We start from the raw sequence: 12,373 nt of genomic DNA on the forward strand, positions 1-12,373 counted from the left end.
TCCCGCCCGGACACGCGGGCGGCACGGCCACCCGGAGCCGAGGCCGGACACCGTCGCGGCCGGGCCGGGCCGGGCCGGGGCCAAGGCCGGGGTCAGGCTCCGGGCCGCCCCGGGTCTGCCGGTCGGCGGTCCCGGGTCACGGAGGTGGCCACGGCGCAGAGGGCGGAGGTGCCGATGAGGCTCCCCAGCGCGACCAGGCCCACGCCGATCACGAACAGGCCGCTGGAGTCGTCCGACCAGTCGTAGCCGGCGGCGAAGGTCAGGCCGGCCGTGGTGGCGAGCACGGCGCCCGCGACCAGGCGCCGGGACGCGGCCCACCACACCGGTACCGCCACGGTCAGCACCAGCCCGATCACCTGCCAGGCCTCGTACGGCCCGGTGACCGAGCCGTCGGGGTGTACGTCGCGGTGCTGGTCCCAGCCCAGCCAGGCGGCCCAGGCCGCGACCGGCGCGAGAACCAGCGGCAGCAGGAAGAGAGCGGACTTCATTGGTTTCCGGCGCATGGCACAACCCTCCCGCCCACCCCCGACCCGGGGAAGAGCACAGGTACTCACCTGCCCCCTGAGTACCGGCTCACGCCGGAACTCCGCGGTGAACGCGCCCTATCGCGCTCCTCCCCCCAGCGCGCACAATCACCGTGACGACCCGCGTCGACCGTGAGGGAGGGAGCGCGTGCGCGATCAGGTGCGCGCCGCGGACGGACGCGCTCTGACGGTGGAGCGCTGGGGCGACCCGGAGGGCAAGCCGGTCTTCCTGCTCCACGGCATGCCCGGCAGCCGGCTCGGACCCGCCCCCCGGGGCATGGTCCTCTACCAGCGCCGGACCCAGCTCATCGCCTACGACCGGCCCGGTTACGGCGGCTCCGAGCGCCACCCGGGCCGCACCGTCGCCGACGTGGCCCAGGACGTGGCCTCGATCGCCGACGCCCTCGGCCTGGACACCTTCGCCGTGGCGGGCCGCTCCGGCGGCGCCCCCGGCGCCCTGGCCTGCGCCGCCCTGCTCCCGGACCGGGTCACCCGGACCGCCGCCCTGGTCCCGCTCGCCCCCCGCGACGCGGAGGACCTGGACTGGTTCGCCGGAATGGCCGCCTCGAACGTACGGGAGTACACCACCGCCTCCACCGACCCCGAGGAGCTCGCGGCCCGGCTGATCCCGCGCGCCGACGGCATCCGCAAGGACCCCGGTCGGCTGCTGGACGAGCTGCGCCGGGAGCTGACCGCGAACGACCGCATGATCGTCTCGGACTCGGGGCTGCGGTCGATGCTGCTGCGGAACTACCGGGAGGGGCTGCGCACCTCGGCGTGGGGGTGGATCGACGACGTCCTCGCGTTCAGCGGCCCCTGGGGCTTCGATCCCGCCGACATCCGCACCCCCGTCCTGATCTGGCACGGGGAACTGGACGTGTTCTCCCCCGTCGGCCACTCCCGCTGGCTGGGCCGCCGGATCCCGGGGGCGACCACCACCATCGACCCCCACGCCGCGCACTTCGCGGCGCTGCGCGCGCTGCCCGACGTATTGACCTGGCTGCTGCGGGCGCTGCCCGCCCCGCCCCTCGGCGAACAGCAGCCCGCCTGAGGGGCGTTACCGCGCCGGGTGCCCGGGCTCGCAGTCGGTCAGGACGCAGCCGGCGCGCCGCACAGGCCCCGGGCCGTGACGCCCCAGGAGAGGGTCGCCGTCCACGACGGGCGTGTAGTCGATCGACTCGATCGCGACCGTCCCGGGATCGGTGGAGAACCGCGAACAGTCCACTACCGGGGCCACGAGCTCCTTCAGTTCGGCGACACTGCCCGCGCGCGGCAGCCCGGGGCCGTCTGACGCCGCGTCGACACGGCTGCGGGGCCGGTCAGGGCCGGGTCCGGGAAGCGGAAAGGGAAATGGATCTTGTCATCAGGCGAACGGCCGAATACGGGACGGCGGAAATGCCCGGGGCCTCCCTTAGAACGCTTGACCAGGCGTCATGTCCCGGTTGCCAATGGGGTGCGGACGAGTAAAGTCCACGCTTGACACCAGCATGCCGCTGGTGCCATTCACATGCCCATTCCACATGGCTTCCCCGAGGACGGTGTCGTGAACACTTCCGCAACCCACCCGACCAGCACGGTCAAGGCCCGTCGGGTCCCGCTCGCCCGGATCGACGTCCGCAGCGCCTCCGCCACCGCGACGCTCGGTCGCGTGCTGCCGACGGAATCCGGTCGTTCGGTCCAGGCGCCCATCTTCAACTCCGCGCTCTGACCCGGAAGTACGGCTCTAGACTGGTGGAATGACCGGCCTGATCGCTTTTCGCGAGATCGTCCTGAAAGTTCACAGCAGATGCGATCTTGCTTGTGATCATTGCTACGTCTACGAACACGCAGATCAGAGCTGGCGAGGCCGGCCCAAAGTGATCTCCCCCGAGGTCGTCACCCACACCGCGTCACGACTCGCCGAGCATGCCCGTGACCATGCGCTCCCCTCCGTCACGGTGATTCTCCACGGAGGGGAACCCCTGTTGGCCGGGACCGCCCGGCTCCGGTTCGTCTGCGAGGAATTCACCCGGGCGCTCGCCGGAATCGCGGAACTCGATCTGCGCGTCCACACCAACGGACTTCAGCTCGGCCCCCGGCATCTCGACCTCTTCGCCGAATTCGGCGTCCGGGTCGGCGTCTCCCTCGACGGCGACCGCGCCGCCAACGACCGGCACCGCCGCTTCGCGGACGGCCGCACCAGCCACCCCCTGGTCCTCGCCGCCGTCGCGCTGCTCCGTTCGGAGCCCTACCGCCACCTCTACCAGGGCCTGCTCTGCACGGTGGACGTGGCCAACGACCCCGTCGCCGTCCTGGACGCCCTCGTCGAGCTGGAGCCGCCCCGGGTGGACTTCCTGCTCCCGCACGCCACCTGGGAGACCCCGCCGGCCCGGCCCGACGGCGCCCCCGACGCGTACGCGCGCTGGCTGCTGCGGGTCTTCGACCACTGGGAGCGGCGCGAGCGACCGGTGCCCGTACGGCTCTTCGAGTCCCTGCTCTCCACCCTGCGCGGCGGGCCCAGCCTGACCGAGTCCCTGGGCCTCGCCCCGACCGACCTCGTCGTGGTCGAGACGGACGGGACGCTGGAGCAGGTGGATTCCCTGAAGAGCGCCTTCGACGGGGCCGCGGCCACCGGGTTCAACGTCTTCGACCACGCGTTCGACCAGGTCGCGGCCCACCCGGGGGTACGGGCCCGGCAGCTGGGCCTGGCCGGAGTCAGCGACTCGTGCCGCCGCTGCCCCGTCGTACGCTCGTGCGGCGGCGGCCTCTACACGCACCGCTACCGGGCGGACAACGGCTTCGACAACCCCTCCGTGTACTGCGCCGACCTGCGCGAGCTGGTCGACGGGGTGCAGGCCCGCACCGCGCCGCGCGAGAGCGCGCCACAGCTCGCCGACCCCGCCGCACTCGCCCGGTCCCAGGAGGAACTGACCCGGGTGCTGCTGGCCCGGCTGCACGAGGACCTGGCGGGCCACGCCGACTGGGAGCGGGCCTGGGAGCTGCTGGCCGAGGTGGAGGAGCGCGCCGGGGCCGGCCGGGAGGACGCCGCGGCCGCGGTGGACACGGTGGTGGACCACCCGTTCACCCGGACCTGGGTGCTGGCGGCCCTGGACGCCGTCCGGGAACGCCGCAGCGGCGGCGCGGAGCGCGAGGACCCGGCCCGGGAGGCCGCGCGCAGGCTGGCCGCGCTGACCGCCTCGGCCGTGCTGCGCAGCGGGCTGGAGCTGCCGGCCGAGGTGGCGTACCGGGACGGCGAGGTGTACCTGCCGACGCTGGGGCTGCTGCGGCTCGGGGCGCCCGGCACCGACGGCCGGGCCGCGCTGCGCGCCACCGGCGACGGGTACGCCGTACGGGACGGCCGCGCCGAGCACCGCTTCGGACCCGGCGCCGGGGACGCCCGCTGGCTGCCCGTACGGACCTGGCCGCCCGGGCGGCCGGACGCGGCGCCGGGTACGCCTGCGACGCCGGTGGCGCTGGAGGACCTCGACCCGTACCGCAACTGCTTCGCCCGGCCGCCCCGGCTGCGGCTCGGGGCCGGCGAGGCCGAGGAGTGGCGGACCCGGCTGGACCGGGCCTGGGCGCTGCTGCACGAGACGGTCCCGGAGTTCGCCCGGGCCGCGCGAACGGGGCTGACGACGCTGACCCCGCTCGCGGGCGGCCCGCGCTCGGCGGTCTGGGGCGAGGCCGGGCGGCACGGGCCGGGGGCGCTCGGGGTGCCGTACGCGGCGGGCGTGCGGGAGACCGCGCTCGCGCTGCTGACGGGGCGGCGGCGGGCCCGGCTGCGGGCGCTGACCGAGGTGACGGACCTGTACGCGCTCGACGGGGCCTGGCAGCACCCCTCGCCGTGGCGGGAGCGGCCGGTCCCGGTGTCCCGGCTGCTGGCCGACGTACACGAGCGGGTGGCGGTGGAGGCGTACCGGCGGGCCACCGCGGCGCCGGAGCCGGGCGGGGCGGACCGGATCCACCGGGCCCTGGACCGGCTGTCCGGGGCGGCCGAGCTGACCAGTACCGGCAAGCGGCTGGTGGAGGAACTCCGCTGGGAGCTCAAGGGGGTCGGCGCATGACTCCCCCACCGCCGCCCGCGGCCCCGCCGCCCCCCGCGACCCCGGCCGGGGTCCTCGCGCTCGCCGTCCAGTTGCGCCTGCTGGGCGTACGCCCCCGGGCGCGGCTCCTCGTGCACGCCTCCCTCGGCGGCACCGGCCTGAGGGCCGCCGCCCTGCGCGACGCGCTCACCGGGGTCCTCGGGCCGCACGGCACCCTGCTGGTGCCGGCGTTCACCCCGGAGAACTCCACCACCTCCGGCGCCCACCTGGCCAGGATCGCCGGTCTGACCGAGGACGAGGTACGGGCCTTCCGCGAGCGGATGCCCGCCTTCGACCCGGCGCGCACCCCGAGCCAGGGGATGGGCGCCTTCGCGGAGGCCGTCCGTACGACCCCCGGCGCGGCGCGCAGCGGGCATCCGCAGACCTCTTTCGCGGCGCTCGGGAAAGACGCGGAACGGCTGTGCGCGGGGCACCGCCTCGAAAGTCATCTGGGAGAGGAGTCGCCCCTGGGAAAGCTGTGCTGGGAGGGCGGCCAGGTACTCATGATCAATGTGGGATTTGCGGTCTGCACCGCTTTCCATCTCGCGGAGTATCGAATTCCGAAGCCCCCCTTGCGCATGTACGAGTGTGTGGTGAAGGTGAACGTTCCGGGAGTTCAGCGGGGGGAAGGATGGACCGCGTACGAGGATGTCGCGCTGGATGACGGCGATTTCGCGGAGATCGGCGGGTCGTTCCCGGAATCCCGGGTGCGCAGGGGGCGGGTGGGAGGGGTATCGGCCATGCTCTTCTCCCTCCCGGATGCCGTCGATCACGCGTTGGACTGGATGACCGAAAACAGATGCTGATTGACTGAACCATGAGGGGATGTGGCGGAGCAGCTCCGGAATGATGTTTCTTCGCTCGGCATCTTCGGGACGGGGGTCGTGTGCCCGCATCAGTGCAGCCTTATTTTTTTCTCAGTTATGCGCATACGCCGAGATTCGGTGCCGGGGGGCCCGACCCCGACATGTGGGTCGAGCGCCTCTATCGCGATCTCTGCAGTCACGTCATGGCCCTGACCGACCTGCCCGCCGGATCCGACGCGGGTTTCATGGACCGGGAGATACGCAGCGGCGAGGGATGGTCGGAACGGCTCGCGCAGGCGCTCGCCACCTGCCGGGTCTTCGTACCCCTGTTCTCGCCCCGGTACTTCGCCAGCGAGATGTGCGGGAAGGAGTGGTTCGCCTTCGCGCAGCGCGCCATCCAGCACGGCGCGATCAGCAACCAGCCGGCCGAGGCCATCGTGCCCGCCCTGTGGGTACCGGTGCCGCCGTCCCAACTGCCGGGACCCGCCGAGCGTTTGCAGTTCAACCACAACACCTTCGGCGAGCGCTACGTCACCGACGGCCTGTACGGGCTGATCAAACTGCGCGGCTACGCCGAGCAGTACGAGCGGGCCGTGTACGAACTGGCCAAGCGCATCGTCCGGGTCGCCGAGAGCGTCCGCCTGGAATCGGTGCGCCCGGTGGACTACCGGGTGGTGCCGAGCGCCTTCGGGACGCCGAGCGGCCCGGCCCGCACCCTGCACGTCACCGTGGCGGCCGCCTCCCGCCACGACCTGCCGGAGGGCCGCAGCCCCGAGTACTACGGGGAGAGCGCGCTGGACTGGAACCCGTACCACCCGACCTCGCAGCGGCCCATCGCCTACGTCGCCGAGGACCTGGTGCGCAATCTCAACTACCGCACCACCATGAGCTCCTTCGACGACGAGGCGGGCCACTTCGACGGCAAACAGCCGCCGACCCGGCCCGAGATCCTGCTCATCGACCGGTGGGCGGTGGACGACGAGCAGCGCCGCCAGCGGCTGGCCGCCTTCGACCAGGAGTCCCGGCCCTGGATCAACGTGGTGGTGCCGTGGAACCGCTACGACCACCAGAGCCGCGCCAGGGAGAACGAGCTGGCGCACCGGCTGGAGGACACCATGCCCGTCAAGATGAGCCAGGGCCGCGCCGCCTGCCGGGCCGCCGCCAACGGGGTCGCCAACATGGAGACCCTCGGGCAGATCCTGCCGCAGGTCGTGGAGGCGGCTGCCCAGCAGTTCCTCAGACACGCCCAGGTGTACCCGCCGGCCGGCGGCACCCCCACCGAACGCCCGCGGCTGCTCGGCCCGATGGGGATGAACGGGCCGCCCGCGCCGCCGCCCCGGGCCCCCTTCCCGCCCGACGCGGCCGGGGGCGGCGCCACCGGCCCCGGCCACCGCGAACGCGATGCCACAGCCGACTACGACACCGACCGGGGGGACACGGATGACAGCGAGTCGTGACAGCAGCGGCCGTGACGGACGCATCGTCACCTTCTACTCGTACAAGGGCGGTACGGGCCGCACCATGGCCCTGGCCAACACCGCCTGGATCCTCGCCGCCAACGGCAAGCGGGTGCTCGCCGTGGACTGGGACCTGGAGGCCCCCGGCCTGCACCGGTTCTTCCACCCCTTCCTGGACCCCTCCACGCTCGGGGCCACCACCGGGGTCATCGACCTGATCAGCGAGTACGCCTGGGCCGCGACCAGCCCGGCGCGGCGCGCCGACGACTGGCACAAGGACTACGCGCGGATCCAGCCGCACGCGGTGTCCCTCACCCCCGAGACGCTGGGCTGGGAGTTCCCCGACGGCGGCACCCTCGACTTCGTCTCGGCGGGCCGGCAGAACCGCGAGTACTCGGCGACCGTCTCCACCTTCGACTGGGACAACTTCTACGACCGGCTCGGCGGCGGCCTCTTCTTCGACGCCTTGCGCGCGGACATGAAGCGGAACTACGACTACGTCCTGATCGACAGCCGCACGGGCCTCTCCGACATCGCCGACATCTGCACCGTGCACCTCCCGGACGTCCTCGTGGACTGCTTCACCCTCTCCGACCAGTCCATCGACGGCGCCGCCGCCGTCGCCCGCCAGATCGACGAGCGGTTCGGCGACCGCGGCATCAAGATCTACCCGGTCCCGATGCGCATCGACGAGGGCGAGAAGGAGAAGGCCGACGCGGGCCGCGCCCTGGCCCGGATCAAGTTCGACCGCTTCCCGAGCGGCCTGGTGGGGGACGAGCTGACCTCGTACTGGGGCGCGGTGGAGATCCCGTACCGGCCGTACTACGCCTACGAGGAGACCCTGGCCACCTTCGGCGACGAGGCCGGGCTGACCAACTCGCTGCTGTCCGCCTTCGAGCGGCTCACCGCCGTGGTCACCGAGGGCGGGACCACCTCCATGCCGGCCATCCGCGAGGAGGTCCGGCTGCGGATCCGCGACGCGTTCACCCGGCGGCGCCCGGCACTGCCCGCCGACCTGTTCCTCTCCTACGTCGCCGAGAACCGGATGTGGGCCGACTGGATCGAGTCGGTGCTCACCCGGGCCGGGTTCCGCGTCGTTCCCAAGGACGTCTCCGCCGAGCGTCCCCCCGGCACCGCCCCCGGCGACACCCTGGGCGCGGGCCTCAGCATCGACACCGCCGCCCGGACCGTGGTGCTGCTCTCCAGCGCCTACCTCAAGTCGGCGCGGGCGGTGAACGTCTGGGAGCGGGCGGCCGCCGAGGACCCGACCGGGGGCCGGCGGCAGCTGGTGCCGCTGCGGGTGGGCGACGTACGCCTGTCCACGCCGTACATCGACCGGAATCCGGTGGACCTCTTCCGGCTCGACGAGGTGCACGCCACCACCGCCCTGCTGCGCGCGGTCGAGCGGCCCATGGCGCTGCCGGACAGCGTCGCCGGCGCCTCGCACCCCGGTCCCCGGTTCCCGGGGACGGTGCCGAAGATCTGGAACGCGCCGCCCCGCAACCCCGGGTTCACCGGCCGCAGCATCGTGCTGGAGCGGATGCGCGACCAGCTCGGCGGCGGCATGGCCGTGGTGCTGCCGCAGCCGCAGACCCTGTACGGGCTCGGCGGCGTCGGCAAGACCCAGGTGGCGCTGGAGTACGTCCACCGGTTCATGGCGGACTACGACCTGGTGTGGTGGATCTCCTCGGAGCAGACCGACGACGTGGTCGCGGCCCTCGCGGAGCTGGCCGTACGGCTGGGCGCGCAGACCGGCGAGGACATGTCGGCGGCCTCGCAGGAGGCGATCGACCTGCTGCGGCGCGGGGTTCCCACCTCGCGGTGGCTGCTGGTCTTCGACAACGCCGACGATCCCGAGGCGCTCAAGCGGTTCTTCCCGCCGGGCGGCCCGGGCCACGTGCTGGTGACCTCCCGCAACCAGTCCTGGTCCCAGTACGGGGACGCGCTCCCGGTGGACGTGTTCCTGCGCGAGGAGTCCATCGAGCACCTCCAGCGCCGGGCCCCCGGGCTGACCAAGGACGACGCCGAGCAGGTGGCCGTCGCCGTGGGCGACCTGCCGCTCGCGGTCGAGCAGGCGGGCGCCTGGATCGCGGAGACGGCGACGCCGGTGTCCGCGTACCTGGAGCAGCTGGCCCAGCAGGCCGCCCGCGTCCTGGGGCTGAACCAGCCGCCCGGGTACCCGGAGCCGGTGGCGGCGACCTGGAACGTGTCGATCGAGCGGCTCCAGTCCCGCTCCCCCGCCGCCGTCCGGCTGCTCCAGCTGTGCGCCTTCTTCGCGCCGGAGCCGATCTCGGCGAACCTCCTCTACAGCAAGGAGATGATCGACGCGCTCAAGCCGTACGACTCCTCGCTCCAGGAGAAGCTGGTGCTGGGCCGGGTGATCCGGGAGATCGGCCGGTTCGCCATGGCCAAGGTGGACCAGGTCGGCAACAGCATCCAGGTGCACCGGCTGGTGCAGGCGGTGATCCGGGCGCAGCTGTCCGAGGCGGAGCAGCGCGAGGCCCGGCACGCGGTGCACCGGATCCTGGCGGGAGCCCGGCCGGACGACGACGAGCCGATAGACAATCCGGAGACCTGGCCGCGGTTCAACACGATCTGGCCGCACCTGTCGCCGTCCGAGGCCCGGTTCTGCCGGGAGCCGGAGACCCGCCGGCTGATGATCGACCGGGTCCGCTACCTGTGGAAGCGCGGTGACTTCAAGGCCGCGTACGCGCTGGGCGAGGAGCTGCGCGAGACCTGGAAGGAGACCCTCGGCAACGACGACCTCCAGTACCTGTACCTGCGCTTCCACCTCTCCAACATCCTGCGCTCGCAGGGCCGGTTCGTGGAGGCGAAGGAGCTGGACGAGGTCACGCTGGAGCGGCAGCGCGCCGCGCTCGGCCCCTCGCACCCGCACACGTACATGACCACCAGCGGTCTGGCGATGGACCTGGGCGCGCTCGGCCGGTACGGGGAGGCGATGGACCTGGCGAAGGCGGCGCACGAGGGCTTCGGCCAGATCTTCCACGAGGCGCACCCGCGCACCCTGGCCGCCGCGAACAACCTGGCGCTGAACCTGCGGATGGTCGGGCAGTACGCGCGGGCCCGGGAGATCGACCAGGAGGTCTTCGACCGGCGGACCGAGGTGCTGGGCCCGGACCATCCGTACACCCTGTCCTCGGCGCAGAACCTGGCGCGGGACCTGCGCGAGGTCGGCCGGTACGACGATTCGGTGCAGTTGCTGAGCCGGACGTACGAGATCTACAAGCGGCAGCTGGGCCGGGCCTTCCCGGGGACGCTGTCGGCGGCGAAGAACCTGGCGGTCTCGCTGCGGCGGGCGGGCGACCTGGAGGACGCGCTGCGACTGACCACGGCGACCCGCAACCGCTACCGGGCCAAGTACACCTCGGTCAATCCGGACCTGCTGGCCTGCGAGCTGAACCTGGCGGCGGACCTGTTCGCGACCGGGGACCCGGGCGGGGCGCGGGACCTGGCGCAGGAGGTGGTGGACGAGTACATGACGGTGCCGGGCGAGCGGCACCCGTACACCCTGGCCGCGGTGAACAACCTGGCGGTCTTCCACTGGGGCACGGGGGCGGCGGAGACGGCCGAGACGATGCTGCGGCAGACCATCGGTTACATGCGGGAGGTACTGGGCGACCACCACCCGCACACCATCTTCGCCCACCTGAACCTGGCCAACGCCCTCGCCGACCTGGGTGATCCCGAGGGCTCCCTGGAGCTGGAGCGGGCGGCGGTGACGCGGCTGCGCGAGGCGCTCGGGGCGCATCACCCGGAGACCCTGGCGAGCGCCTCCAACATGGCGGTCAGCCTGGACGCGATGGGCCGCAAGGAGGAGGCGGCCCGGGTCCGCGCGGACGCCGTCGCGGAACTGACGCGGCTGCTCGGCGAGGACCACGGCCTGACCCGATACGCCCGCGACGAGCGACGGGTCCACCGCGACCTGGAGCCGCTGGCGGTGTGATCCGACCGCGGGTGGCGGGGCGACGAGGAGTCCCCGCCACCCGCATCCACCCGACAGCAGACTGGGGGGTTCGCTGTGACCGACAGCATGACCTTTCGACACGAGGACCTGCCGGCCCTCTTCCACCACACCGACCGGGCGGCGATCTCCCGGCAGCGGGAGTCCACCCAGGCCACGCGCGCCCAGCTGCTGCTGCTCGTGGCGGCCGCCGGGGCGGCCAGCCTGACCTCGGCGTCCGCGGTGGGCCCGCCGCGCGTGTTCGCGGCGTTGAGCGCGCTCGCGTACGCGGGGGTGCTGGTCGTGGGCGTACGGGCGACCAGGCGGCGGGCCCGCCCGCAGTGGCAGCTCAACCGCAGCGCGGCCGAGTTCATCAAGTCCCTGGCCTGGCGGTACGCCGTGCACGGGGCGCCGTTCGGCAGCGAGGTCGCGGACCCGCGGGCCACGTACCGGACGCGGCTGGAGAAGGGGCTGGACGAGCTCCGCAAGATGGGCTGGGAGGATCCGCGGGCGGCGGGCCTGGTCCCGGAGGGCGGGGAGGTCACCGGTGCGATGGAGCGGCTGCGCGGGATGGGCTACCAGGCGCGGCGCGAGACGTACGTACGGGACCGGCTGATCGAGCAGCGCGACTGGTACCGGCGCAAGACGGAGGTGTCGCGGCGGGCCACGTCGCTGTGGTCGTGGACGATCGTGCTGCTGACCTGCCTGGGCCTGCTGCTCGCCGTGTCGGGGGTGTGGGTGGGCGCGGGGGTGCCGGGGCTGCTGAGTTCGGCGGCGGCGGCCGCGATCGCCTGGAACGAGGTGCGGCGCCACCATCCGCTGATCGAGGCGCACACCCTGATCGAGCAGGACCTGGCGGCGATGATGGTCGTGATGCAGACGACGATCACCGAGGTCTCGTGGCCGACCGCGGTGTACGAGACGGAGCGCTACGTCTCGCCGCAGCACACGGACTGGCTGGCCCGGCACAGCAGCTGACGGCACGGCCTCCCGACGGCTGTCGGGGCGGCGGCGGAGGGGCGTGGCTCAGTCGCGGGCCGCGCCCTCGCGCCAGACGACGGTGACCGGTTTGCCGAGGGCGCGCGCGTAGGCGACGATCTCGGCGGTGCCGCCGTGGCCGCGGGCGGGCAGGCCGTCCCAGACGGCGACGAGCCGGTCGCAGGAGTCGGCGATGTAGGTGCCGGCGGCGTAGTAGGCCTCGTCCGTGGAGCGGGCGAAGGCCAGCCGGATCTCCTGGGAGGCGCGCGCCTTGAGCCGCCGGTAGCCGGCCAGGGCCCCGGGGTCCTCGAAGCGGTCCTCGTAGTCCCCGCTGGGGATGACCACGGTGAGGTCGGCGCCGCATTCGAGTGCGATCGCGGCGAAGAGCTGGTCCGCTCCCTCGGCCAGGCTGGAGAGGGCTTCCAGCGGTCCCTCGTGCTCCCGCAGTACGGCCCGCAGGCCGTCCCGCACATGGCCGAGCGCCTCGTCGGGAATCGACCGGTGTCCGGTCACGCCGATGCGTTTCATACGGAACCTGCCCCCCTGGACACGGACCCCCTGGACATCCTCCCAGAAGGCGGGAGGA

10 protein-coding genes are annotated in these 12,373 nt (G+C 73.1%); 7 read left to right on the forward strand and 3 right to left on the reverse strand.

The genetic code is table 11. From position 1 onward, the window contains the following. Positions 1-92: 92 nt before the first annotated feature. The gene (locus EES41_RS09650) at positions 93-503 is read right to left on the reverse strand and encodes a hypothetical protein (protein ID WP_123077278.1); all 411 of its coding nucleotides are present in this window, start codon (positions 501-503) and stop codon (positions 93-95) included. 169 nt (positions 504-672) lie between these two features. Here EES41_RS09650 and EES41_RS09655 point away from each other — a divergent pair, with 169 nt between their 5' ends. Next, complete coding sequence (locus tag EES41_RS09655; protein WP_123077280.1) at positions 673-1,575, forward strand: alpha/beta fold hydrolase; 903 nt, start codon at positions 673-675, stop codon at positions 1,573-1,575. A gap of 6 nt (positions 1,576-1,581) precedes the next feature. Here the strand turns inward: EES41_RS09655 and EES41_RS41345 are convergent, their stop codons facing one another. Next, a complete protein-coding gene (locus tag EES41_RS41345) occupies positions 1,582-1,761 on the reverse strand; it encodes a hypothetical protein (protein ID WP_164495797.1) in 180 nt (59 codons plus the stop codon). A gap of 306 nt (positions 1,762-2,067) precedes the next feature. On the opposite strand from EES41_RS41345, the gene fxsA reads away from it, so the two are divergent. The 6 genes from fxsA (at position 2,068) to EES41_RS09685 (ending at position 11,787) form a co-directional block, all read left to right on the forward strand. Then, the gene (gene fxsA, locus EES41_RS09660) at positions 2,068-2,232 is read left to right on the forward strand and encodes an FxSxx-COOH cyclophane-containing RiPP peptide (RefSeq protein ID WP_254211390.1); all 165 of its coding nucleotides are present in this window, start codon (positions 2,068-2,070) and stop codon (positions 2,230-2,232) included. A 28-nt stretch (positions 2,233-2,260) separates the two neighbouring features. Next, positions 2,261-4,567: a radical SAM/SPASM protein FxsB, inactivated metallohydrolase extension form gene (gene fxsB, locus EES41_RS09665; RefSeq protein ID WP_174261663.1), complete on the forward strand. Its 2,307-nt coding sequence runs from the start codon at positions 2,261-2,263 to the stop codon at positions 4,565-4,567. After that, complete coding sequence (locus EES41_RS09670; RefSeq protein ID WP_174261664.1) at positions 4,564-5,391, forward strand: aminoglycoside N(3)-acetyltransferase; 828 nt, start codon at positions 4,564-4,566, stop codon at positions 5,389-5,391. Before fxsB ends, EES41_RS09670 begins: the two co-directional genes overlap by 4 nt. 80 nt (positions 5,392-5,471) lie before the next feature. After that, a complete protein-coding gene (locus EES41_RS09675) occupies positions 5,472-6,848 on the forward strand; it encodes a TIR-like protein FxsC (protein ID WP_164495798.1) in 1,377 nt (458 codons plus the stop codon). Then, positions 6,832-10,812 (forward strand): FxSxx-COOH system tetratricopeptide repeat protein, encoded by a 3,981-nt coding sequence (gene fxsT, locus EES41_RS09680; RefSeq protein WP_123077285.1) that lies wholly within the window; start codon positions 6,832-6,834, stop codon positions 10,810-10,812. The genes EES41_RS09675 and fxsT overlap by 17 nt, the downstream gene beginning before the upstream one ends. 87 nt (positions 10,813-10,899) lie before the next feature. Then, a complete protein-coding gene (locus EES41_RS09685; protein WP_123082371.1) occupies positions 10,900-11,787 on the forward strand; it encodes a DUF4231 domain-containing protein in 888 nt (295 codons plus the stop codon). A gap of 48 nt (positions 11,788-11,835) precedes the next feature. Here the strand turns inward: EES41_RS09685 and EES41_RS09690 are convergent, their stop codons facing one another. Continuing rightward, positions 11,836-12,315 (reverse strand): hypothetical protein, encoded by a 480-nt coding sequence (locus tag EES41_RS09690; RefSeq protein WP_123077287.1) that lies wholly within the window; start codon positions 12,313-12,315, stop codon positions 11,836-11,838. Between the last annotated feature and the right edge of the window lie 58 nt (positions 12,316-12,373).

This window comes from Streptomyces sp. ADI95-16 (assembly GCF_003721495.1).
GTDB classification, from domain to species: domain Bacteria; phylum Actinomycetota; class Actinomycetes; order Streptomycetales; family Streptomycetaceae; genus Streptomyces; species Streptomyces goshikiensis.

What these genes read in the sequence shown, in the direction of transcription:
- EES41_RS09685 (WP_123082371.1), top strand. Translation starts at nt 10,900, where the DNA reads ATGACCTTTCGACACGAGGACCTGCCGGCCCTCTTCCACCACACCGAC.
- EES41_RS09670 (WP_174261664.1), top strand. Translation starts at nt 4,564, where the DNA reads ATGACTCCCCCACCGCCGCCCGCGGCCCCGCCGCCCCCCGCGACCCCG.
- EES41_RS09650 (WP_123077278.1), bottom strand. Translation starts at nt 503, where the DNA reads ATGCGCCGGAAACCAATGAAGTCCGCTCTCTTCCTGCTGCCGCTGGTT.
- fxsB (WP_174261663.1), top strand. Translation starts at nt 2,261, where the DNA reads ATGACCGGCCTGATCGCTTTTCGCGAGATCGTCCTGAAAGTTCACAGC.
- fxsT (WP_123077285.1), top strand. Translation starts at nt 6,832, where the DNA reads ATGACAGCGAGTCGTGACAGCAGCGGCCGTGACGGACGCATCGTCACC.
- EES41_RS09690 (WP_123077287.1), bottom strand. Translation starts at nt 12,315, where the DNA reads ATGAAACGCATCGGCGTGACCGGACACCGGTCGATTCCCGACGAGGCG.